Source organism: Burkholderia sp. M6-3, assembly GCF_050858985.1.
Classification (GTDB): domain Bacteria; phylum Pseudomonadota; class Gammaproteobacteria; order Burkholderiales; family Burkholderiaceae; genus Paraburkholderia; species Paraburkholderia caledonica.
In genome coordinates this window covers 2,785,437-2,806,849 of sequence record NZ_CP110090.1, presented here as the reverse complement: position 1 = coordinate 2,806,849, position 21,413 = coordinate 2,785,437, and the positions used below count along the sequence as shown (strand labels likewise).

20 protein-coding genes and 2 tRNA genes are annotated in these 21,413 nt (G+C 61.9%); 7 read left to right on the top strand and 15 right to left on the bottom strand.

Annotated features, from left to right (window positions below; all coding sequences use genetic code 11):
- Positions 1 to 90: 90 nt before the first annotated feature.
- The gene (gene ppk1, locus OH764_RS12005) at positions 91 to 2,154 is read right to left on the bottom strand and encodes a polyphosphate kinase (protein WP_498846952.1); all 2,064 of its coding nucleotides are present in this window, start codon (positions 2,152 to 2,154) and stop codon (positions 91 to 93) included.
- A 202-nt stretch (positions 2,155 to 2,356) separates the two neighbouring features.
- Here ppk1 and ppx point away from each other — a divergent pair, with 202 nt between their 5' ends.
- Entirely contained in the window at positions 2,357 to 3,982 is a 1,626-nt protein-coding gene (gene ppx, locus OH764_RS12000; RefSeq protein WP_498846951.1) for an exopolyphosphatase, read from the top strand.
- A 113-nt stretch (positions 3,983 to 4,095) separates the two neighbouring features.
- Here ppx and OH764_RS11995 read toward each other — a convergent pair whose 3' ends face one another.
- The 8 genes from OH764_RS11995 to OH764_RS11960 form a co-directional block, all read right to left on the bottom strand.
- On the bottom strand, positions 4,096 to 4,908 hold the full coding sequence (locus tag OH764_RS11995; RefSeq protein ID WP_020069445.1) for a GNAT family N-acetyltransferase: 813 nt from the start codon (positions 4,906 to 4,908) through the stop codon (positions 4,096 to 4,098).
- Positions 4,909 to 5,104: 196 nt separating this feature from the next.
- Complete coding sequence (gene sixA, locus OH764_RS11990; RefSeq protein WP_498846950.1) at positions 5,105 to 5,563, bottom strand: SixA phosphatase family protein; 459 nt, start codon at positions 5,561 to 5,563, stop codon at positions 5,105 to 5,107.
- A gap of 313 nt (positions 5,564 to 5,876) precedes the next feature.
- Positions 5,877 to 5,953: transfer RNA gene (locus tag OH764_RS11985), tRNA-Pro, on the bottom strand.
- 73 nt (positions 5,954 to 6,026) lie between these two features.
- Positions 6,027 to 6,185, bottom strand: coding sequence for a DUF3309 family protein (locus OH764_RS11980; RefSeq protein WP_020069447.1), 159 nt, complete (start codon positions 6,183 to 6,185; stop codon positions 6,027 to 6,029).
- A gap of 495 nt (positions 6,186 to 6,680) precedes the next feature.
- Positions 6,681 to 7,949 carry an IS256 family transposase gene (locus OH764_RS11975; RefSeq protein ID WP_408968216.1) on the bottom strand — a complete coding sequence of 423 codons (1,269 nt, stop codon included), beginning with the start codon at positions 7,947 to 7,949 and terminating at the stop codon, positions 6,681 to 6,683.
- 130 nt (positions 7,950 to 8,079) lie between these two features.
- Entirely contained in the window at positions 8,080 to 8,256 is a 177-nt protein-coding gene (locus OH764_RS11970) for a hypothetical protein (RefSeq protein ID WP_020069448.1), read from the bottom strand.
- 370 nt (positions 8,257 to 8,626) lie between these two features.
- The gene (locus tag OH764_RS11965; RefSeq protein ID WP_498846949.1) at positions 8,627 to 9,979 is read right to left on the bottom strand and encodes an MATE family efflux transporter; all 1,353 of its coding nucleotides are present in this window, start codon (positions 9,977 to 9,979) and stop codon (positions 8,627 to 8,629) included.
- Positions 9,976 to 10,284, bottom strand: a complete 309-nt coding sequence (locus OH764_RS11960; protein WP_027804863.1) for a DUF2288 domain-containing protein — start codon at positions 10,282 to 10,284, stop codon at positions 9,976 to 9,978. Before OH764_RS11960 ends, OH764_RS11965 begins: the two co-directional genes overlap by 4 nt.
- Before the next feature lie 113 nt (positions 10,285 to 10,397).
- Between OH764_RS11960 and OH764_RS11955 the strand changes: the two genes are divergently transcribed.
- A complete protein-coding gene (locus tag OH764_RS11955) occupies positions 10,398 to 11,138 on the top strand; it encodes a pentapeptide repeat-containing protein (protein WP_498846948.1) in 741 nt (246 codons plus the stop codon).
- Between the two features lie 838 nt (positions 11,139 to 11,976).
- Here the strand turns inward: OH764_RS11955 and OH764_RS11950 are convergent.
- The 3 genes from OH764_RS11950 to OH764_RS11940 all read right to left on the bottom strand — a co-directional run bounded on the left by OH764_RS11950 (position 11,977) and on the right by OH764_RS11940 (position 14,310).
- Entirely contained in the window at positions 11,977 to 12,303 is a 327-nt protein-coding gene (locus tag OH764_RS11950) for a hypothetical protein (RefSeq protein WP_498846947.1), read from the bottom strand.
- 203 nt (positions 12,304 to 12,506) lie between these two features.
- Complete coding sequence (locus OH764_RS11945; RefSeq protein WP_498846946.1) at positions 12,507 to 13,229, bottom strand: M23 peptidase family protein; 723 nt, start codon at positions 13,227 to 13,229, stop codon at positions 12,507 to 12,509.
- A gap of 172 nt (positions 13,230 to 13,401) precedes the next feature.
- The gene (locus OH764_RS11940; protein ID WP_498846945.1) at positions 13,402 to 14,310 is read right to left on the bottom strand and encodes an aldose epimerase family protein; all 909 of its coding nucleotides are present in this window, start codon (positions 14,308 to 14,310) and stop codon (positions 13,402 to 13,404) included.
- Between the two features lie 640 nt (positions 14,311 to 14,950).
- On the opposite strand from OH764_RS11940, the gene OH764_RS11935 reads away from it, so the two are divergent.
- Both OH764_RS11935 and OH764_RS11930 read left to right on the top strand, forming a co-directional pair.
- Positions 14,951 to 15,781 (top strand): undecaprenyl-diphosphate phosphatase, encoded by an 831-nt coding sequence (locus tag OH764_RS11935; protein WP_498846944.1) that lies wholly within the window; start codon positions 14,951 to 14,953, stop codon positions 15,779 to 15,781.
- Between the two features lie 68 nt (positions 15,782 to 15,849).
- Positions 15,850 to 15,926, top strand: a tRNA-Arg gene (locus OH764_RS11930).
- Between the two features lie 73 nt (positions 15,927 to 15,999).
- Here the strand turns inward: OH764_RS11930 and OH764_RS11925 are convergent.
- Together OH764_RS11925 and OH764_RS11920 are read right to left on the bottom strand one after the other, a co-directional pair.
- Positions 16,000 to 16,383, bottom strand: a complete 384-nt coding sequence (locus OH764_RS11925; RefSeq protein WP_498846943.1) for a DUF427 domain-containing protein — start codon at positions 16,381 to 16,383, stop codon at positions 16,000 to 16,002.
- Between the two features lie 246 nt (positions 16,384 to 16,629).
- Positions 16,630 to 18,207: an acid phosphatase gene (locus tag OH764_RS11920; protein ID WP_498846942.1), complete on the bottom strand. Its 1,578-nt coding sequence runs from the start codon at positions 18,205 to 18,207 to the stop codon at positions 16,630 to 16,632.
- A 213-nt stretch (positions 18,208 to 18,420) separates the two neighbouring features.
- Here OH764_RS11920 and OH764_RS11915 point away from each other — a divergent pair, with 213 nt between their 5' ends.
- Positions 18,421 to 19,863 (top strand): cytochrome-c peroxidase, encoded by a 1,443-nt coding sequence (locus tag OH764_RS11915; protein WP_498846941.1) that lies wholly within the window; start codon positions 18,421 to 18,423, stop codon positions 19,861 to 19,863.
- 65 nt (positions 19,864 to 19,928) lie between these two features.
- On the opposite strand, the gene OH764_RS11910 is transcribed toward OH764_RS11915, so the two are convergent.
- On the bottom strand, positions 19,929 to 20,168 hold the full coding sequence (locus tag OH764_RS11910; RefSeq protein ID WP_498846940.1) for a hypothetical protein: 240 nt from the start codon (positions 20,166 to 20,168) through the stop codon (positions 19,929 to 19,931).
- Between the two features lie 298 nt (positions 20,169 to 20,466).
- Here OH764_RS11910 and OH764_RS11905 point away from each other — a divergent pair, with 298 nt between their 5' ends.
- Together OH764_RS11905 and OH764_RS11900 are read left to right on the top strand one after the other, a co-directional pair.
- On the top strand, positions 20,467 to 20,856 hold the full coding sequence (locus OH764_RS11905) for an RT0821/Lpp0805 family surface protein (RefSeq protein WP_087754213.1): 390 nt from the start codon (positions 20,467 to 20,469) through the stop codon (positions 20,854 to 20,856).
- Between the two features lie 82 nt (positions 20,857 to 20,938).
- Positions 20,939 to 21,388 (top strand): NUDIX domain-containing protein, encoded by a 450-nt coding sequence (locus OH764_RS11900; protein WP_131319818.1) that lies wholly within the window; start codon positions 20,939 to 20,941, stop codon positions 21,386 to 21,388.
- Positions 21,389 to 21,413 lie beyond the last annotated feature (25 nt).

Sequence of the window (21,413 nt, the reverse complement as noted above, 5' to 3'; positions counted from 1 at the left end):
AGCACTCGCTTCAAGAAAAAGCCCGCTAGAAAGCGGGCTTTTTTATGCACGTAACAGCGTTCACGCGCTCGACGCATAGTGCGCCGTCCCTCACGGACAGAACTTCGTCAACAGACTCATTTGCGCATTGCGCGAGGACTTGCCGGGACGCCGCCGACGATAGTGTCCGTCGCTTTGCATCAGCCACGCGGACTGATTGTCGCCGAGAAACGCAGACAGGCCTTCTGCAATCACACGCCGCTTGAGCCGCCGATTGTTGATGGGGAACGCAACTTCCACGCGGCGGAAGAAGTTGCGATCCATCCAGTCCGCGCTCGACAGATATACCTGCTCGCGGCCGTCGTCGTAGAAATAGTAGATGCGATGATGTTCGAGAAAGCGCCCGACAATCGAGCGCACCGTGATGTTTTCCGACAGGCCCGGCACGCCCGGCTGCAACGAACACACACCACGCACGATCAAGTCGATCTTCACGCCGGCCTGCGATGCTTCGTATAACTCTGCGATCACCGTAGGTTCGAGCAGCGCGTTCATCTTCGCGACAATGCGCGCTTTCTTGCCGGCGCGCGCATGCTCAGCTTCGGCGCGAATTGCCTCGACGAGTTTCGGATGCAACGTGAACGGCGACTGCCATAACTCGTGCAGCTTCAGTTCGCCGCCAATGCCGGTCAGTTGCTGAAAAACGTGGTGCACGTCTTCGCAGATTTTCTGATCCGCGGTCATCAGGCCGAAGTCGGTGTAAAGGCGTGCAGTGCGCGGATGATAATTGCCGGTGCCCAGGTGCACGTAGCGTTTGAGCGTCATCTTGCCGCCCACCGTTGCGCGCCGCACGATCAGCATCATCTTTGCGTGGCACTTGTGGCCCACCACGCCGTACACCACATGCGCGCCGACAGCTTCGAGTTGCGAGGCCCAGTTGATGTTCGTCTCTTCGTCAAAGCGCGCAAGCAGTTCGACCACCACCGTCACTTCCTTGCCGTTGCGCGCGGCTTGCATGAGCGCGTCCATCAGCGGCGAGTCGGTGCCTGTGCGATAAATCGTCTGCTTGATGGCAACGACGTTTGGATCTTTCGCAGCCTGCAGCAGCAGTTCGAGAACCGGCTGAAAACTTTCGTACGGGTGATGCAGCAGCACGTCGCCCTGATCGATCACGTCGAACATGCTTGTTGCGTTCGCGACGGCGGAAGGAATCGCGGGAATGTGAGGCACGAACTTCAGATCGGGCCGATCCACCATCTCCGGCAATTGCATCAGACGCACGAGATTGACGGGGCCGTCCGCGTAATAGCAGTCCTTGTTCGACAGGCCGCTCTCGTCGAGCAGGCGCCGCACGACATGCGCGGGTGTCTCCGCGGATACTTCGAGGCGTACCGCGTTACCCAGATGCCGCGCGGGAAGTTCGCCCTGTAGCGCGACGCGCAGATTAGTAATTTCGTCTTCGTCGACAAACAGTTCGCTGTTGCGCGTAATGCGAAACTGATTGCAACTTCGCACGACAAGGTTCGGAAACAGCTCGCCGACAAAGCGCTGCAATAGCGAGCTCAACAGCACGAAACCATGCGGATAGCCCGACAGTGCCTGTGGCATCCGTACGAGACGCGGCAACGCGCGCGGCGCCTGCACGATGCCCATCATTGCCTGACGGCCGAAGGCGTCCTTGCCCTCGAGTTCGACGACGAAGTTCAGGCTCTTGTTCAGCACACGCGGAAACGGATGCGCCGGATCGAGGCCGATCGGCGTGAGCACGGGAAGGAGTTCGTCGAAGAAGTAGTTGCGCGCCCATTCGGTCTGCGCTTCGCTCCAGGCTTCGGTGCCGTGAAAGTAGATGCCTTCTGCTTCCAGCGCGGTGAACACGGTGTCGTGCAGCATCGTGTACTGCCGATGCACGAGCTTTTGCGCCCGCTCGACCACGAGGTCGTAGACATGCTGCAGCGACATGCCGTCGGGCGACAGCGCACCGGGGTTGTCGCGCATCTGCTCCTGCAGTCCGGCCATGCGGACTTCGAAAAATTCGTCGAGATTGCTACTGGTGATGCAGATGAACCGCAGGCGTTCAAGCAAAGGGACGGCGGGGTCGGCGGCTTGCGCCAACACACGCTCGTTGAAACCAAGAATGCCCAGCTCGCGATTCAATAAGGGGTAGCGGATGGACATCGGCAGCGAGAATGGAATGTCAGATATGGAGGCAGAAAGACGCTCGGAAATTCTCACAGTATGATGACGATGTTATGACATTCTGAATGTTATAAATTCTACGCTGTATTCCTCGCCTGTCGTCAATATGACGCAGTCCATATGGGACCATGGGGCACCCCCATCTCCGCGAGGTGACATCGTGAACTCCGGTACGCTTAGAATGGCGTCTTTGAACAGCGCGGCCGGCCGCAAGACGAAGGGAACCTCGCGTGACGGTCCCGCCTTGCTCACATCCACCGCTGCCGCGCTCGCGCGCATGGAGTCCCCATACCCGATGGTCAATACCCCACAACTCCTTGCTGCAGTCGACCTTGGTTCGAACAGCTTCCGGCTGATCGTCGGCCGGGTCGAGGAAACCGACGCGGGCAGCCAGATTTATCAGGTCGATGCGTTGCGTGAGCCCGTGCGGCTCGCCGCCGGTCTGTCGCGCGACAAGATGCTCGATCGCGCGTCACAGGTCCGCGGCTGGGATGCACTGAAGCGCTTTGGCGAGCGGCTGCGCGACTTTCATCCCGACCACGTTCGCGCGGTCGCGACCAACACATTGCGTATCGCGAAGAATGCTGGGGAATTCCTCGGCGAAGCACAAGCTGCGCTAGGCTTCCCGATCGAGGTCATTGCCGGCCGCGAGGAAGCGCGGCTGATTTACGCCGGGGCAGCACACTCCGTGCCCGCGAGCCCGGGCAAGAGGCTCGTGGTCGATATTGGCGGCGGCTCGACGGAGTTCATCATCGGCTCGCACTACACGCCGATCAAGATGGAAAGCCTGTACATCGGCTGCGTGAGCCATAGCCGGGCGTTTTTCCCGTCAGGCAACGTCGACGAATACACGATGCGTCAGGCCGAGCTTGCAGCAGGCCGCGAAATCCAAATCATTTCGGCCGAATACAAGAAAACCGGCTGGGAGCAGGCAATTGGCTCGTCCGGCACGGCGCGTGCCCTTGCGGAACTCGTCGAGGCAAACGGCTTTAACGATGCCGGCATCACGCACGGCATTTCGCGCGGGGGCCTCGAGCGTTTGAAGCGTGCGCTGATCAAGGCGGAGAACGTCAATCGTCTTAAGCTGGTTGCGTTGAAGGGCGACCGGATTCCGGTGCTGGCGGGCGGCCTCTCGATCATGATCGCGGTGTTCGACGAACTCGGCGTCGATTATGTCGATACGACAGATGGCGCTTTGAGACTCGGCGTGCTCTACGATCTGCTCGGTCGTTCGCAACACGAAGACATGCGCACGGTCACAGTGGAAGGCTTCATGCGCCGCTACGGCGTGGATCGTCCGCAGGCCGGGCGCATCGGCGAACTGGCGGTGCGCTTTTACGATCAGTTCGCGGAGCCCGACGAAGAACGCCGCCAGGAGAACCGCATGTTTCTCGGCTGGGCGGCGGCGTTGCATGAAATCGGCTTGTCGATCTCGCACAGCGCCTATCACAAGCATTCTGCTTATATCGCCAGCAATGCAGACATGCCCGGCTTCTCGCGCACTGACCAGGCGCGGCTTGCGGCGCTGGTGCTCGGTCACGCAGGCAAGCTTGGCAAGCTGTCGCAAACGCGCGAAGTGGAGTGGCCGCTGCTGTTCTGTTTGCGGCTCGCCGCACTGCTATGCCGCCGGCGTGCCGATGTCGGTCTGCCTGGCATCACGGTCGCGCAGGCCAACGGCGGGTATGAGGTGCGTTTGCCTAACGAGTGGGTCGCCAATAATCCGCTTACGGACTACAGCCTGATCCAGGAAGCCGCGGAGTGGGAAAAGGTTGGGATTCCGTATCGAGTGGTCTATACGGACGACTGACGTGTCGATGTCTGGTTCTGTCATTACGTAGGCAGAGCATGTGGCGCATGGAGAAAAGCCCGGTTTTCACCGGGCTTTTCCGTTTCTGCTTGTGCACGCACGCTCAAACGTCGTCAGCGCGGCAATGCATCGCCTAGGAAGTGGCGCGCATAGCGGGCGTTGATGTCCGACAGACGGAACAGCGTCAGAAAATCGGCGGTATTGAAGTCGGGATCCCATGCGGGTGCGCCGCAAATCTTCGCACCTAGTCGCAGATATCCTTTGACGAGCGGTGGCGGTGCGACATTCGCACCGGTCTGCAATTCGTCGACGGGCAGCGGCGTGTGCGGGAATGCGCGATATTCCGGCGCGGTCAGCGCGCTATCGCGCAGCGAGCAATAGAGGTTCGCCGCATAGTGCCCACCGTCGACCATCGCGACACTCGCGCAGCCGAGCATCGTCTCGTAACCGTTGTGCTTCATATATGCCGCAAGTCCGGCCCACAGCGACATGATGACGGAGCCGCTGCGATAGTCGGCGTGCACACACGAGCGGCCGACTTCGACCATCTTCGCGCGCAGGTGAGTGAGACGCGAGACGTCGAACTCGCTTTCCGCGTAGAGACGTCCGATGCGCGCCGCCTGATGCGGCGGTAACGCGCGATAGGTGCCAACCACTTTCAGGGTGTCGAGATCGCGCACCAGCAGGTGATCGCAGTACGAATCGAAGGGATCGACGTCGAGGCCCGCGGGACCGCTCAGGCGAGCGCCCATTTCGTCGGCGAACACGCGGTAACGCAGACGCTGCGCCTCGCGAAGCTCTTCGTCGGTGCGGGCCCACGTGACTCGCAGCCGGTGCTGGGCGGTGACGGTCTCTTCGGCGCGGGGCAGGCGACGCGACTCGAAGATCGAAGCGAGGGGCAGGGTAGGCGTCGGCAGTTCTCGCATTGGGGCGTCCTGGTCGAAAAAAGGATGAGTCTTTTTTCGCCAATGTAGTAACGCCCGGTGACGCTCGCATGGCAAAGCCATGACGATTGGATGACTGTATGAAAGCTGCGGGTGCCGCGTCGCTTGCCGGTTGGCGTTCCGTGTACGCGCCGCGCTGGGCTCGCTGACGCTGGCCGCGCGCAGTTCGCCGATCGGATCAGACGAGATCGGGGGTCATCGCTGCGTGCAGCACCGCCTGGTCGTCGCCGTGGCGCTCGCGGCTGGCGATCCACCATAGGCCCGCTTTCTTGAGCGGCCAACTGGCGTCGCTGTTGGCAAGCAGCTTTGCGGCAACGTGGCCGAGCGTCGGCTGATGACCCACGATCACCACCGTTTCGGCGATGCCCTTCGGCCAGCCGGATGCGTTGAGCACGTCTTGCGCGCTTGCATTCGGCGCGAGCTCGCGCACGACACGGTATTGATCGCTCAACGTCTCCGCGGTCTGGATGGTCCGCACCGCGGGGCTGGCGAGGATCACGGCGTCGTCGGGCAGGCGCGTGCGCAGCCATTTGGCGACGTGTTGCGCCTGCTTGCGGCCGCGAGTGGTGAGTGCGCGGGCGAGATCCGTGGCGGCATAGTCCTCGGCTTCGGCGTGACGCCAGAGAATCAGATTCATGCGTGGCTCCTCGAGTCTGGATGCGGGGTGTTGCAGTGCCTTGCACGGCGCGCTGCACGGTTCCAACGCCTGGGCGCGGCTTGAAATCTAGCGGGGCGGCTCGCTCCATGCGGACGGTCGGTGCTTTCGACGCCGATGCATCGGCCACTTCGTCCATTACGGACCGCTGGCTGAATCGCGCTTCGGATGCAATTGTTTTAGCAGATCGCGAGCCTGGCCTCGGGCTCATCTGCATTCATTCGGATGCGAAAAGCAAAAACCCGCGAAGCCGGAGGCGACGCGGGTTTTTGTGATGCCGTTGCTGCTTTTTTCGTGGTCGGAGCGAAAGGATTCGAACCTTCGACCCTCTGATCCCAAATCAGATGCGCTACCAGGCTGCGCTACGCTCCGACGAATCCGAGATTCTACGTGGCTTTAGGTGCCAGAGTCAATCGCGAATTGCGTCGGAGTGAAAATAGCCGCGTCATATGCGTCCCATGAGCAGCAACACGATGACGATGATCAGCACAACGCCGAGCAGGCCCGTCGGGCGGTAGCCCCAGCCGCTGCTGTACGGCCAGGTCGGCAACGCGCCGATCAGCAGCAGGATGAGCACGATGAGGAGGATGGTTCCGATTGTCATTTGAGTTCTCCCTGTCCGGCTCCGACGAATGCCGGGCCGCATGGTTCGTTGATCCGACGCAAATTGCCCGGCGCGATGAGCGACGTACAACGTGCGCTGCTTGCAGCCAGCCAAGCAGCAATGCACGTGCCTAAGCTTCGACTGCTGGCCGTGGCCCCGCACGGAACGTTAGAGAGAGGCGGTGTCTGACGACGCGGGCAAGGCGGAGGTGCACCAAAGGCGGTCGGTGAGATCGGCGGGCGAAGGAGAGCGTGAGGAGGCGCAGGAGGGCGCACAGTGAGAAAGTTGGACTGGGAGCAGGCTAAACGAAGGCGGGCCGGACACGGGAGCACGGGACCGGCGCCTGGCGGGAAAGGCTCAAGGCGGGGCAGGTTTGGGCGTGATAGGGCTCAGGCGTAGCACGGCCAGCCGTGGCGCAACAGGCGCAACATGACCGGACGGCGCACCTCGACGGAGGTGTCAGGAATTTTGTGTGCTGAGGTCGGTTAAAAAATCTCAGCTCATGGCGGCGGTGAATCGCTCGCCGAACAGAATGGCGAACTGATTGACAGCTTGCCGCCAGGTGATAGGCGGCATCTTCCAATCCTTTTCGATGTTGCGCAAGGCCAGATACAGCAGTTTGCTGGCGGCTTCGTCGCTGGGGAAGTGGCCGCGATTCTTGACGATTTTGCGCAACTGCATGTGCATGCTCTCGATGGCGTTGGTCGTATAAACGATTCGACGCACCTCGGGGGGATAGGCGAAGAAGGGAATCACCTGTTCCCATTGGCGTTGCCACATGGCCGCGACGGTAGGGAATTTGCGGCCCCATTCGCTTTGCGCAAAGGCGTCGAGCGCCACTGCCGCCGCCTCGGCCGAGGCGGCCTGATAGACCGGCTTGAGCGCAGCCGCCAACGGCTTGCGGTCCTTCCAGCTCGCCAGATTCAGCGAATTGCGGATCAGATGCACGATGCAGGTCTGAATCTGGGCGGCCGGATAGACCGCTTCGATCGCCTCCGGGAAGCCGCGCAAACCGTCAACCACCGCGATCAGGATGTCGTGCAGGCCACGGTTCTTCAGTTCGTTGAAGACCTTCAGCCAGAACTTGGCTCCCTCGGTTTGCTCGATCCACAAACCCAGCACTTCCTTGCGGCCGTCGGCGCGAATGCCCAGCGCGAGATACACCGCCTTGTTCCTGACCGTGCCTTCGTCGCGGATCTTCAGCCGAAGTGCGTCGAAATACACGATCGGATACATCGCCTCAAGCGGGCGTTGCTGCCACTGTTCGACCTCGGCCAGCACTTCATCGGTGACAGTCGAAATCAGATCGGGCGACACCTGCAGGCCATACAGTTCCAGCAAATGGCCCTGGATCTCGCGCACGCTCATGCCGCGCGCGTACATGCTGATGACGTGATCGTCGAAGCCCGGCAGCCGGCGTTGATACTTGCCGACCAGTTGCGGCTCGAACGTTGCCTGCCGATCACGCGGGATATCCAGATTCAGTTCGCCGTTGGGCGTGATGACCGTCTTATGGCTCGTGCCGTTGCGGTGGTTGCCGGCCTTGCCTTGCTCAACCTCGTTCTCCAGGTGATGCGTGAGCTCCGCCGCCAGCATGCGCTCAGCCAGTTGCTTCTTCAGTTGCCCGGCCAGGCCCGATTCGCCGAGAACCGACTCCGCATCCTTGTTTTGAATCTGCGCCAGCAGTTGATCGATCAGTTCATCGGGAAACAGCTTCGGCGCCTTCGGGTTCTTGATCTTCTTAGTCACAGTTGCTTCGGTCATAGGACGTTGTTTCCGTTATCGTCTCATGACCTCGGCACACTAAAATTCTGACAGGCTCACCTCGACCGACACGACAGCGCCCCTCCCGCAATCGCGGGACAACCTGCAATCGAACGAGGCACAAAAACCTTCAGTGCCGGCGGCGCTTCCAGTGCGGCATGTGCACGTGCTGATGAGTCAGCCAGTGATGCAGCATGCCTTCGCCGTGTTCGCGCCGATATGTCTTCGATTCAAAAATCGACAGTGCGAGCAGCACGGCGAGGCCGATCCCGAGTCCGACCAGACCGGCAACCGATTCAGCGTCCATGGCAGTCTCCTTTGACGTTCTGCTGTGACTTTATAGTAGGTCACGCATCGCGAAACGGCAGGGCGGACTGCGCGCGCCGCGTCATGGAACGAGCGTTGCGGGTAGACTCTCGCGCTCCGTAGCTCCGTAGCTCACGCCTTGCGTTCCTTCCCACTAGAGAGACTACCGTCCATGTTTCGTGTTTCGATGATTGCATTGTTCCTGAGCGCCAGTGTCGTGGGCTGTGCAAATGATCCATCCGGCCACCGCGCGGCTCCGCCGCAGGATCCTGCCGATTATCATGGTGTGCCCACCGACACCCGCCCGCCCGCGATGGTGCCCGCACCTGTCGCGGGTTGAGCGCGAGCGGAAAACCGACGCGCCGTCGCCGCTACACCCCCACGCTCGCAACGACTTTCGTCAGATGACGCGCAAGCGTCACCCCACGCGCGGCCATGAAGACCAGCATCGCTGCCCAAAGACCATGGTTGCCGTACAGCACGAGCAGCGGCCACGAGGCGCCGACGAAAATTGCGAACGACAAGACCATCGACGTCATCAATTCTCGCGTGCGTGTTGCGCCGATAAACACGCCGTCGAGCACATAGCCGCCTACCGACACCACCGGCGAGAGCGCCGCCCAAGGCAGATAACGCCCGGCCGTGGCGCGCACGGCCGCCTGATCGGTCAGGCAGCCGACGATCCACGAACCCAGCCCCGCATACACGAGTGCGAAGCCGAGTGCGCCGAGCGCCGACCATAGCGCCGTAACCTTGATGGCCTGGACGAACGCGTGCCGGTCGCGCGCGCCGATTGCCGCGCCGACCAGCGCCTCGGCGGCGTGTGCGAAGCCGTCGAGCCCGTAAGCCATGAAGGTCTGAAAGTTCAGCAGCAGCGCGTTCGCGGCGAGCGTCGCGTCGCCCTGTTTCGCTCCGAGGTGCGCAAACCAGCCGAACGACAGCAGCAGGCACAGCGTGCGCAAAAAGATGTCGCGATTGAGAACGATCAGGCGCCGCAGCGCCGCGGCGTCGAAGAGCGCCTGCCGAGTGAGGGCGGGTAGGCCGCGCGTCCTGCCGTGCCACAGCAGCGCGGCGCCGAGCACGAAGCCGAGCGCGTCGGCGGTGGAAGTGGCTGCGCCGATTCCCGCAACGCCCCAGTTGAACACGTACACATACAGGAGCACCGCGGCGATGTTCACGCCGTTGATAAACACCTGCGACAACAGCGCCAGACGCACGCGCTGCGTGCCGAGCAGCCAGCCCAGCACCACATAGTTGCCGAGCGCGAGCGGCGCGGCCCAGATGCGCGCGTGACAGTAGAGGCGCGCGTTGCGCTGCACGGCGTCGCTTCCGCCGATGGCACGCAAAGCGTAATCGATCAGCGGCACCTGGAGCGCGAGAATTGCGGCGCCGATCGCGACCGCGAGCAATAGCGCTCGCACCACGTTATCGCGCAATGCCGCCTGGTCGCCCGCACCGTGCGCCTGCGCGACGAGGCCGGTCGTGCCCATGCGCAAAAAGCCGAAGCCCCAGAACACGAAGTTGAAGAAGAGTCCGCCAAGCGCGACGCCGCCGAGATACGCCGCTCCGTCCAGATGACCGGCGACGGCGGTATCTACGGCGCCGAGAATCGGCTGAGTCAGATTGGCGAGGACGATCGGAAATGCAAGCGCCAGCACGCGGCGATGCCAGCGCACCGGCAGCGCGGGCGCCGTATGTTCGGCCCCAGACGCCGCTTCGCTCAATGGCGTTCCTGCACACAAATCCACGGAGAGACGACCACGGCCCAAAGGTCAGGGTCGCGCGCGGCGAAGTCCGCGGCGGTTTCCGACTGCACTCGCTCGACAAGTCCCGCCGACAGCCATTGTGTGATCTGCGCGGTGTCGTCGCTCGCGATGGCTTCGGCCACGCTCACGAGATCGAGGTCGCTCGCCACGCGTAACAGCATGCCCCGCGCGAAGAAGCGTTCCAGTTCCGGCCAGCCGATTTTCGCTGTTTCGGCGAGGAGCTTGGCATACAGGGGGCTATGGGCGGCGTCGTTGGAAGTCATCGTAAGCGGGTTCTGGCGGGGGTCGATACTATAAACCATCGGCGTAAGCAGCCGGCGCGGTACGCATTCCGGTACGCTTAGGCCCTTCGCAATTCGTCCGATTCTGAACCTTCATGTCACTCGATTCAACCGCGCCGGCTTCGGGCGCGCCAGTTCACGAAGTGGCCGGCGCCACGCTCACTCGCGCCGACGTCGAGCAACTGATTGCGGCAAGCGCCGTCGCAAGCAAACAGCCGGGCGGCGCGCCGCTCATCTTCAACGACTGCGATCTGGAAGGCGCCGATCTGTCGCGGCTCGACTTGCGCGGCGCGCAGTTCCACCGCTGCACGCTTGCCGAGGCTTCGTTTTTCGGCGCAACGCTTGCGCAGACACGCTGGGCTCGGTGCCGGGCCCGCCAGGCCGATTTTGCATCGGCGGATCTCGTGGATGCGGCATTCCAGTCGAGTGATCTGAACAACTCGAACTGGCGGCGCGCCAAACTCGCGTCTGCGTCGTTTCGCGGCTGCAAGCTGACCGGCGCGAACTTCGAGGCGTGCACGGCGCTGGGCCTGAGCTTCGTCGAAACGCTGCTGGTCGGCGCGCATTTGCGCGGTCTGTCATTTCGCAAGGCCACGCTGCATCAGCTAGATTTCTCCGACGCCGACCTCGCGGGCGTCGATTTCCGCGAGGCGATTTTCGATGGCGGCAGTCTCAAGGACGCACATCTGAAGGGCGCGCGGTTCGACGGCGCCGATCTGCGCGAGGCTGACTTGAGCGGCGTGCGACTGGTAGATGCGGCTCTCTTCAAAGGCGCGACGATTTCGCATCTACAGGCTGCGGTGCTCATTACCGAGCTGGGATTGCGAGTCATGTAAAGCCCCCGCGCGACCTGGCCGGATTATGACTTTCGGCCGACTTGTGCGGAACCGCACGAATGACTAACATCTGATTTATTCAACGCCTGAAACCGGGATTTTAAGCGGCTTATTTGTCGGTGGATTTGAGGCGAGTTTAGAGTTTCGCCATTCGCGGATTCTCATGCGAGGTTATTGGACGTAAGCAACGCGGGCTGATTCCGATTATTTAATTGAATTGGTGCGGTGGCGCACCTAGCGTTTTTAACACCACCGTTCCGCGAATAAGGCGAGGCGCCAGCACTGGAAAGAGAGGCGTGTTATTTGTCAGCCTTGTTGCGGTGAAGTGATCTGGAGCCTTGCTGCAGAAGGGTTTGCGGGCGTACTAACACGCTTGAACGGCCAGGGTAATAACCTGCGGTCTGCCGAGTCGGCCTGATTTATTAGGCGGTTATTGCCTATGTTTTCGGTTCACATAATGCGAAATCCGTGCGTCGCATCACATTGCTCTCGAAATTAAGATATTGCGCTTGTAAAACCGGGTTGTTAAATTTCGTTCTGGCGCATGGTGAACCGGTCCTTTGCCGATATGCGCCGAACCCCCGTTAGCCCGGCCTCGCGCCGGGCTTTTTTTGGGGCAGATCTTTAATTGCCGTCACCGCGATTACACACGCCGCGTGGATCATAAAAGCTTACCTTTTCTTTCCTCGGTTATGAGCTGGGTAATCATATTCGTTGCCGCGTGGCCAATTGCATTCGGAGTGTTGCTGGCCTTCGCCGCACGCATCGAACCACGGTCGGGGCGTTGGGTGCGCGGCCGGCTGCACTTCGTGCAACCCGGCAGCGTGGTACGCATGCCTTACTGCTTGCAGCGAATCACCATCGAGCGGTTTTTCACGTTCGCTCCAAAAATTCCGCCGACGGAGCCGCCCGAAGTCGCGCCGTTATCGACATCTTTCGATACGACGTCGTAGCCATAATTGCCGCAGACTTCGCCCGCGCGCTTGTAGCATTCGGCCCAGCTCGTGCTGGCGTCGCTGCCGCTGCAGTTGATCGCAAACCCGGTCTCGCCGCTTGGCAGATAGGTCATGGTCGTGGTGGTCGAGCAGCCGCTGAGGCTGCCCAATGTCAGCAGGCTTACCCCGATCGCTGCGGCCGTCGCCACGGACGCAAATGCGCTCTTCATTGCAGATTCCCTTACAGATGACATGAAAGACGTGGCACGAAGCCACGCGTGTCGGATTGAGCGTTTATAGCACGCAGGGTTCCCCGGTCAGTCCGTGTAACGCGGCGCTCCGGATGCGCGGCCTGTAGCTCCGCTTACCAGGCAACAGGCGGCGCGCCAGCTGCAGGCTGTCGCCACGCCTAACGCCACTTGTAACGTAACGTCTAACGCGGGGGCAGCGCACGCGACGGGTCGATCGAGCGGCCCTGATAGCGCAGCTCGAAGTGCAGCATGACCCGATTGGTATCGGTGTCGCCCATCTCGGCGATTTTCTGGCCTTGCGCGACGGTTTCGCCTTCCTTCACGAACAGCGCGCGATTGTGCGCGTAGGCGGTCAGATACTCCGCGTTGTGTTTGAGAATCAGCAAATTGCCGTAACCGCGCAGCCCGTTGCCCGCGTAGACGACTGTGCCGGCCGCCGCCGCGACCACAGGCGTGCCCGCTGGAGCGGAGATGTCGATGCCCTTTGAATTGCTGCCGTCAAAGCCGCGAATGACATTGCCGTTCGTCGGCCACACGAGCGAGATCGACGCGGCTGGCGCCGGTGAGGGCGCGCTCTCGACCGGCGCGGAACGCGGCGCGGCCGTAGCACTCGCGCTCCCGTTGCCGTTGCCGCTGCTGCGCACGGCGCCGTTCGTCGAAGCCGCGCCGTTGGGCGGATCGACACGCAGTACTTGCCCGACCTCGATGCTGTCCGGGTTCGTCAGGTTGTTCCAGCGCACGATGCTTTGCACCGACTGGTGATGACTACGCGCGATCTTCGACAGTGTGTCGCCCCGTTCGACGCGATAAAAGCCCGGCCCCACCGGCGCCGACCCGCACGCGGCGATGAGCGCCACCCACGACACGCACGCGAGTCGTTTGATAATTCTTGTTGTTTCAGACATTGGACCTCGCAAAGCGCTGCCGCGCGCCGATCCCGATCACGCGGCAGGTAGATACAAAGCGTCTGATTCTAACGGTTTTGCGTTGCAGCATCGGAAAGACGGGCAGTGGGCGCGCTCGGCACGTCGCGCAATGTAGCCGCGCGCGTTACCGCTGCGCCCGTATGCGCCGCAATTAGTCGAGTTGTCCGACGCTGATGCGCAGCGCGGCGATTTCGGTCTTGCCCGGATCGAGCCAGCGCAGGCCCATGCCGTTATGGATCGCGTCGGGCAGGCCAAGCCACGGTTCGACGCAGTAGAAGTCGGACTCCGCCGCTTCCGTCCATGTCGTTACCGCGTACCAGGGCACGGAGTTCGGCCGCTGCAGATCGATGGTGATGACCCGACTTAGGCCCGGCGCGATCAGTCGTACCGGTTGTTCCGGTGCGCCCGTGAGGCAGTGGAAGCGGTCGTGAATGCGTGCTTCGTCGAGTGTGTAACGCGCTTCACCCGGCTCGGCCGCGCTGATCGAGCCGTCTGCCTGCTGGAAGCGCCGTTCAGTGCGCGGCAATTCGAGCGACGTCTCGGCATGTTGCCGGTGCGGCAGCGTGAAATAGAAGTGATGGCCGGCGTAATAGGGCAGCGGTGCATCGCCGGTGTTGGTGGTCGTCAGCGTGACTTCGAGCGTGTGCGCGTCGATCAGCGTGTAGGCCGCCTCGAAGCGGAAGCCGAACGGATAACCGCTACGCGTTGCCTCGCTATCGGTGAGCACGAGGCGCAGGCCTGCGCCGTGCACGTCGGCGTGAGCGTCGAACGGAAGGTCGCGTGCAAAGCCGTGCATGGGCAGCTCGCGGACCGTGCCCTGGGCGTCTCGCCAGTAACCGATCTTGCCGTCCACGCGATGGCGTCCGAGAAACGGAAACAGTAGAGGGTTGCCGCCGCGGATGCGCGCGGGCTGACTCCAGTCGGCATGCTCGGGCCAATGGATCACCTCTTCGCCGTCGATGATCCACGAAAGCAGACGGCCGCCGGCTTGCGGCGCGAAGCGGAGCACGGAGGCGTCCTGAGCGATCTCGAGAATGTCCTGCTGCGGTGAAAGAGGCATGGTCGATGGTGTGATGGAGTAAGTGGTAGACGCGCCGGACGCGACAGCCGCAGCAGCCGATCCCGGCGGAAACGACGATTTTGCTCTGCTTTACGCTACGGGGAAACCCTTCTCGGGAAATTGCGGGTGTCGCAAGCGGCCGATCGTTGCCGATAATCCGTCTCACTGCCCGGTGATATCTACCGCCGGGCGAGATCGCTCAGGAGGGGTTATGGATCTCGCAATGGCAATGGGTGTCGCTCTCTTCGGCATGTTCACTGCAAGCACGGTCTACTTCTTTTACAAGCTCGAGCGCTGATCTGCGTGCTCGCCCGCTGTGTGTTCACCCGCTTCCTACGATGCGTCGCGTCGCCCATGCAAGCGCTTTCATTTCGTAAGCTTGACGATTTCGCGTCCGCGCTAATCCCACGTTCGCCGTTAGGCGATTGAAAGGGCTGCTGCCTCCAGCGGCCCTTTTCGTTTGCGTTTCGCGTAGCGATAGTCTTTTGTCGTGACGCAGCGCGTCAATATCTCCCCGAATGCGGCCCAAACGCTTGGCGCTGACTTGCCAGCCAGGCATAATCGGTGCGCCTTTTTAACGCGCCGGGTAATTCGTTGTGCGGCGCGCTGTCCCCGACATCTTCCTTACAAGGACTGCCGCGTGAATCTGTCGTTTCTTATCTTCCTGAGCGTGCTGCAAGGCGTGACCGAACTTTTTCCGGTGAGCAGCCTCGGTCACACGCTGCTCGTGCCAGCATTGTTCGGCATGCATATCGATAAACACGCGCCGCAGTTGCTGCCGTTTCTCGTCGCCTTGCACCTCGGTACGGCCTTCGCGCTGCTGTGGTATTTCCGCGAGCGTTGGTGCGCACTCGTGCGCGGCTTCTTCGCGTCGTTCGGCGGCCGCCGCAACGACGATGCTCACATGATGTGGGCGCTCATCATCGGCACGATTCCGGCTGGGCTCGTTGGCCTGCTGCTCGAGAAGCGGCTCGAACGGATTTTCCACGACCTGCGCATCGTGGCAATCGCGCTGATCGTCAACGGCGTGCTGTTGTGGTTGGGCGATCGTCTGCAGCGCTCGCGCGCGCATCAGGCGCCGGAGAAAATGGGTTTCGGCCAGGCGTTCCTCGTCGGCCTCGCGCAAATCGGCGCGCTGATTCCGGGCTTTTCGCGCAGCGGCCTCACGATGATCGCCGGCAATGCTGCTGGCCTCACGGCGGAGAAAGCCGCGGAGTTCTCGTTCCTGCTCGGCACGCCGATCATTTTCGCAGCCGGTTTGCTCGAGGTGCCGAAACTTTTCCATGCACCGGGCCAACTCGCGGACGCACTGCTCGGCGGCGTGCTGACCGCCATCGCCGCGTATCTGAGCGTGCGTTTTCTGATGCGCTACTTCGAAGGCCGCGGACGTCTTGCTTCCTTCGGTGTGTACTGCGTGATCGCGGGCATTGTGTTCCTCGGCTGGTTTGCGCTGCATCCGCAGCCGGTCTGATAATGTGCGATGTGCCCGCCGCGTTCTGGCGGGCATGAGGCGATCGGTTATAATCCGGGCCGACCTTTGCGGCGGTAGCTCAATTGGATAGAGCACAGGTCTTCTAAACCTGAGGTTGTGAGTTCGATCCTCGCCCGCCGCGCCATTGCCCGCATGTCAAGAATCCCATCTACCGAATCCGGTGATGGGATTTTTTTATTGCCTCGCGTTTTCCCGCGTTACGACAGCGCTTGCACGTCGATCGAATCGACGCGGTTGGGATAGAACGCGAGATGTTGGGCTATCTCTTTTACGGCCGCATACGGCGATTCATAGGTCCACACTGCATTGACCGCGCGCTCCCCGCCCGGCGTGATGCTGTAGTACGCGCAATCGCCTTTGTACGGGCAGTAGGTCGTGTGGTCGGTACGCACGAGCAGGTTCATGTCGGCGTCGTTCCGCGGAATGTAATACACCGCCGGATAGGACGCTTCGCGCAGCACGAGCGCCTTTTCCGTGTCGGCAATGACGCGGCCCGCTACCGTCACGACAACGCGAGCCCGCGCGGGCTCGACGCTAATCGGATGATCGGCGCCGGGGACCTTGATGGTTCTTTCAGTCATGCTGTCGAACTCCTGATGATCGGGCGAATGACGTCGACGCAAACCGTCGAGCCTGTAGCGCAGCATACGCTCGTCGAGTCCGATGCGCCGCGCCGAAGGTCACCGGTCATGAGGCCCATATCACGGCTCCGGGTCTACGCGGCCCGCCAATAAATCGCGCCAATAAAAATGGGCAGCCGAAGCTGCCCGTCGAAAGCCGCGCCGCAAGGCCGGCTGTTGCTTACCGGTGCCGCTGCGCTGTCGCGCTTACTGCCTGACGTTCAGTGCGGCGGTCAGATCGCCCATCGGCTTGCCGCCGTTGGCGACGAGCGCCGCGTCGCGCGCCGCGATGCCCGGAAGCGTCGGCAGCGAGAAACGGTGCGTGATGAAGCGCAGGATCGAAGTCGTGTCGTATTGCGTGTGATCGACGAATCCCTTCTTCGCGAACGGCGAGATGATGAGCGCCGGAATGCGCGTGCCCGGACCCCAGCGATCCGCCTTGGGCGGCGCGACGTGATCCCAGAAGCCGCCGTTTTCGTCGTAAGTGACGACCACCACCATGTTGTTCCACTGCGGGCTCTTCTGCAGATGCGAAATCACGTCCGCGATATGCTGGTCACCCGACGCGACGTCGGTATAGCCCGGGTGCTCGTTCAGGTTGCCTTGCGGCTTGTAGAACGTCACTTGCGGCAGCGTGCCGCTGTCGATCGCCTTGATGAACTCCGAGCCGCCAAGGCCGCCGTCCAGCAGATGCTGCGAGCGGTTTGCCGTGCCCGGCGCGAGATCCGCGAAGTAGTTGAACGGCTGATGATGCGGCTGGAAATTAGGCGCCGTCAGATTCGCGCCGTAAATCACGTTCGACGTGCCGTTCTGAGCGGCGCTCAACGCCGCGCCCCACGCGCCGCTATACCATGCCCACGACACCTTCGCATTGTTCAGCAGATCGCCGATGTGTTGCTGCGTCTGCGCGGGCAACGTGGTGGCTGCGCCCGGATCGGCGAGATTCGCGTCGCCGCCCGAGGCCGCCTTGTTGCCGCTCGGCTGATACGGCGGCTGCATCGTGTTGATCGCGTAGAAATCGGGGGTGAGATTGCCGGACAGCACGAACTTGGGCGGCCCATTGAGCGACGACGCCGGCGAATTGGACGCGACCTTGAGCGTCACGCCGTCGCTTTCCACTGCCGAAATCGAGCCGGCCGCCGGGCTCTTGTCCGCGTTCGGATAGGTCGGCGTGCACGCGCACACGAGCCACTGGTGATTGAGAAACGAGCCGCCGAATGCGCCCATGAAGAAGTTGTCGGCAAGCGTGTACTGCTGCGCGATTTTCCACAGCGGCAGCTTGTCCGCATTGAGCGTGTAATGGCCCATGACGAGGCTGCCCGAATCGGCCCATGCGGCGAACTTGTCGTTCTTGCCGCCGTCGATCTGCATCTGGTTCTCATAGAAGCGGTGATACAGATCGCGCGTCGTCGCGGTGATCGGCGTGTTGAAACCGTTGGGGTCGTCGATCGCGAACGGGCTGTTCGGCAAGTTTGCCGTCATGGCCTGCGTGACGACCGGCGTCACGCCGGTTTGCGTGAGGCCGTTCCAGACCTGGGGCAGCGTCGCGAGCGTGGAGCCGTCGCGATCCAACTGCTTCGCACTCGCCGCGCTCACGTTCTGCAGACCGTTGGCGCCGGGGAAGTTGCCGTACAGGTTGTCGAAGCTGCGGTTTTCCGCGTAGATCACCACAACGTTTTTGATCGACGTGATGTCCGGTTGCGTAACCTCGTTGCCGCCGCATGCATAAAGGCTTAACGCTGCAGCGATCGCCAACGGCGCCGCGCAGATCAGTTTCTTGTTCATCTTTGTAAGTTCTCTCTCTCGCGTTGGGGACGGGCCGCGTGCGTTTGATAGCTCGATGACCGCCCGCGAAAGTGTGGCGATGCAATTTGACAGAAAGATGTATTCATTACGAATTGCTTCGGCGCGGCGATTCGCTGTGGGGCGAATGTCATTTGAACGTCATATCCATGAAATACGCTCGCGGACTTCATATCGCACATTCACATCATTCACATGCGGCTCGGTCTGACGGGGATCCGGAAAACAGTAGCGCCCGACGCGGCGCAGTCGCGCGCGAGGCCGGCGGTCAACCGCGGATGTCGCGCGATAGCGTTTTCGTTCGCGGTTGCGGGAATGGCGGTGACCATGAGTCTCGCTGGCTGCGATGCCGGCATGACGTCCGCTGCCGCAGATGTGGGTGCGAGTGCGGCTCGTGCTTCGGTGGATTCCGCTGCGGCCGTCGTGCGGGTTGCGGCGCGTGAGGTGACGCATGAGGTGACGCAACCAACACCGCAGCAGGTGACGCCGGGCGGCGGACAATCGCGCGCACAAGTTTACGAAGCCGTGCGGCAGATGACCGCGGTCGGCAAGCAACTGTTCTTCGATCCGTCGCTATCCGGTTCGGGCAAGCTGGCGTGCGCGTCGTGCCACAGTCCAGACCACGCGTTTTCGCCGGCCAACTCGCTGTCCGTGCAACTGGGCGGCGGCGACATGCACCGCACCGGCATGCGCGCAGCGCCGACGCTCAAATATCTGCAATCGGTGCCGGCATTCGCCGAGCACTATCACGAGTCCGACGACGAAGGCGACGAAAGCGTCGATGCCGGTCCAACCGGCGGCCTAACGTGGGACGGTCGCGTGGATCGCGGCAGCGACCAGGCGCGCATTCCGTTGTTGTCGTCGTTCGAAATGGGCAGCTCGCCGGCGAAGGTCACCGCCGCGATCAAGGCTGCGCCGTATGCAGGTGCGTTCCGTGCTGCGTTCGGCGAACATATTTTCGATAGCGACGACGCGACGTTTAAAGCCGTGCTGCAAGCGCTCGAAACGTTCGAGCAGACGCCGGAAGTCTTCTACCCGTACACCAGCAAATACGACGCTTATCTGGCCGGAAAGACGCAGCTCACCAAAGCCGAGCTGCACGGTTTGCAACTTTTCAACGACGAAAAGAAGGGCAACTGCGCGAGCTGTCACATCAGTCAGCGGACGCTGGACGGGGCGCCGCCGCAGTTCAGCGACTTCGGGCTGATTGCCATCGGCGTGCCGCGCAATCGCGCGTTGCCCGTGAACCGCGATCCGCGCTTCTATGACCTTGGCGCATGCGGCCCGGAGCGCACCGACCTGAAGGGACGCGCGGAGTTCTGCGGCATTTTTCGCACGCCGACGCTGCGCAACGTCGCGTTGAAGAAGAGTTTCTTCCACAACGGTATCTATCATTCGCTCGAACAGGTTCTGCATTTTTATGCCGAACGCGACACGAACCCGGAGAGGTTCTATCCGGCGTCGAAAGGGAAGGTGCAGAAGTTCGACGATCTACCGCAGCGTTACTGGGCGAATCTCAATACGGAGCCGCCGTTCGACCGCAAGCCGGGCGACAAACCGGCGCTAAACGACGCGGAGATCAAGGACATGGTGGCGTTTCTGAAAACGCTAACCGATGGCTACAAGGCGGGGAACTGATGAAGAAGCTTCGGGAGCGGCGCGTCGCCACCGAATAGGCGGCGGGCACGAGGTGATCCGGCGCTTCAGATAGACGCGCCGGCGACGATGCAGAAACAGGCGGCGAGCAGCAGCGCAAAAGAAACGAGCACGCATGCTATGCCGGCGCGCGTTACGAGGTTCGGCCAGCGGGGACGGCGCAGTCCGTCGATCGGGATGATGGGCCGCGCGAGACCGGGATCGCGTCGGATAGCGACCGGCACGAGCGCCACGCAAAGCAGCGCGAGTCCGACGGCAAAGGTTTCCAGTGCAACGGTGAATTCCATGATTGGGCGTTTGAAGGGAGCAGTGCGAAAGCGCAATACGGCCAATCTTAGGAAAGCGTGACGCACGGTGATATGGGAGCCATCCTAAAAATGAGAGCGACTAAATCCGAGTGAGTAAGTAAGAGCGGTTAAATGAGAGCCGCTAAATGAGAGCGGCTGCCGGTCGCGAGCCATAGCCGCAGCGCGCCCAAGCTGTCACGACGGACATGCTATGCTTTTGGGGTCCAGATCAAGAGCGGCCATCAGTGCGCTCGAGACCGCCAAAAACGCAGTACAAACGTATCCGAGGAGCCCCTACATGTCGATGCGAACCCGTGCACTCCGTCAACTGACCGCCGCCGGTCTCCTGCTTGGGGCGGCCATCGGCGCACAAGCGGCGAATCTCGGTTTCCTCAACGACACGCCGATCAGCTACATGAAAGAGCGCGACGTCGAGTCGATCAAGCAGGCGGTCTTCGCCGCACTTGACCAGAAGCACGACGGCGAAAGCATCACATGGGTCAATGAAGGCACGCGGAACAGCGTGAAGATCGACGCGACCATTACGATCGCGAGCACGTCGAAGGAAGGCGAGCGCACGTGTCGCGACCTCGGTGTCGTGCTCAATGCAAAAGGGCAGTCCATGAACCTGCGCCCGCAGTTCTGCAAGCAGGGCGGCGGCAAGTGGCAGTTGCAGAAGAAGAACTAGGCATGCGTTCGCTCCTGGAAATACCGGCGGGTCGTTCGCGAGCCCGCACGGATGCGGTGAGTCGGACCGGGTCGGGGCGGCGATGAGTCCGCGGATCGTCTCGTGCGGAATCGTGCTACTCGATCCCGAAGGCCGCGTGCTGCTCGCGCATGCCACCGAGACATCGCACTGGGACATTCCGAAAGGTCATGGGGAGGAAGGCGAGGCGCCGCACGTCACCGCGCTGCGCGAGATGGTCGAAGAGACAGGAGTCGCAATCGAGCCGGAGCGTCTGAAGGATTTGGGCCTGTTCGTCTACCGGCGCGATAAGGATCTGCATCTGTTCGCAGCGCGCGCCACCGTCGATGAACTCGACCTGAGCTCCTACACATGCACGTCGCTGTTTCCGCGCCGCTCGGACGGTAAGCTGATTCCCGAGATGGATGCCTATCGCTGGACCGCGCCCGACGAAGTGGAAAAGTATGCGAGCCGCAGCCTCGCGCGGCTCTTTCAAACCACGCTTTCGCTCACGGAATTGCATCGGTCGTTATAGCGGCGCGGCAGCGCTTCTGCTGACG

Excerpts from the sequence above, each read along its gene's own strand:
- ppk1 (WP_498846952.1), bottom strand. The coding sequence starts at position 2,154 with ATGTCCATCCGCTACCCCTTATTGAATCGCGAGCTGGGCATTCTTGGT.
- ppx (WP_498846951.1), top strand. The coding sequence starts at position 2,357 with ATGGCGTCTTTGAACAGCGCGGCCGGCCGCAAGACGAAGGGAACCTCG.
- OH764_RS11995 (WP_020069445.1), bottom strand. The coding sequence starts at position 4,908 with ATGCGAGAACTGCCGACGCCTACCCTGCCCCTCGCTTCGATCTTCGAG.
- sixA (WP_498846950.1), bottom strand. The coding sequence starts at position 5,563 with ATGAATCTGATTCTCTGGCGTCACGCCGAAGCCGAGGACTATGCCGCC.
- OH764_RS11980 (WP_020069447.1), bottom strand. The coding sequence starts at position 6,185 with ATGACAATCGGAACCATCCTCCTCATCGTGCTCATCCTGCTGCTGATC.
- OH764_RS11975 (WP_408968216.1), bottom strand. The coding sequence starts at position 7,949 with ATGACCGAAGCAACTGTGACTAAGAAGATCAAGAACCCGAAGGCGCCG.
- OH764_RS11970 (WP_020069448.1), bottom strand. The coding sequence starts at position 8,256 with ATGGACGCTGAATCGGTTGCCGGTCTGGTCGGACTCGGGATCGGCCTC.
- OH764_RS11960 (WP_027804863.1), bottom strand. The coding sequence starts at position 10,284 with ATGACTTCCAACGACGCCGCCCATAGCCCCCTGTATGCCAAGCTCCTC.
- OH764_RS11955 (WP_498846948.1), top strand. The coding sequence starts at position 10,398 with ATGTCACTCGATTCAACCGCGCCGGCTTCGGGCGCGCCAGTTCACGAA.
- OH764_RS11950 (WP_498846947.1), bottom strand. The coding sequence starts at position 12,303 with ATGAAGAGCGCATTTGCGTCCGTGGCGACGGCCGCAGCGATCGGGGTA.
- OH764_RS11945 (WP_498846946.1), bottom strand. The coding sequence starts at position 13,229 with ATGTCTGAAACAACAAGAATTATCAAACGACTCGCGTGCGTGTCGTGG.
- OH764_RS11940 (WP_498846945.1), bottom strand. The coding sequence starts at position 14,310 with ATGCCTCTTTCACCGCAGCAGGACATTCTCGAGATCGCTCAGGACGCC.
- OH764_RS11925 (WP_498846943.1), bottom strand. The coding sequence starts at position 16,383 with ATGACTGAAAGAACCATCAAGGTCCCCGGCGCCGATCATCCGATTAGC.
- OH764_RS11920 (WP_498846942.1), bottom strand. The coding sequence starts at position 18,207 with ATGAACAAGAAACTGATCTGCGCGGCGCCGTTGGCGATCGCTGCAGCG.
- OH764_RS11915 (WP_498846941.1), top strand. The coding sequence starts at position 18,421 with ATGCGGCTCGGTCTGACGGGGATCCGGAAAACAGTAGCGCCCGACGCG.
- OH764_RS11910 (WP_498846940.1), bottom strand. The coding sequence starts at position 20,168 with ATGGAATTCACCGTTGCACTGGAAACCTTTGCCGTCGGACTCGCGCTG.
- OH764_RS11905 (WP_087754213.1), top strand. The coding sequence starts at position 20,467 with ATGTCGATGCGAACCCGTGCACTCCGTCAACTGACCGCCGCCGGTCTC.
- OH764_RS11900 (WP_131319818.1), top strand. The coding sequence starts at position 20,939 with ATGAGTCCGCGGATCGTCTCGTGCGGAATCGTGCTACTCGATCCCGAA.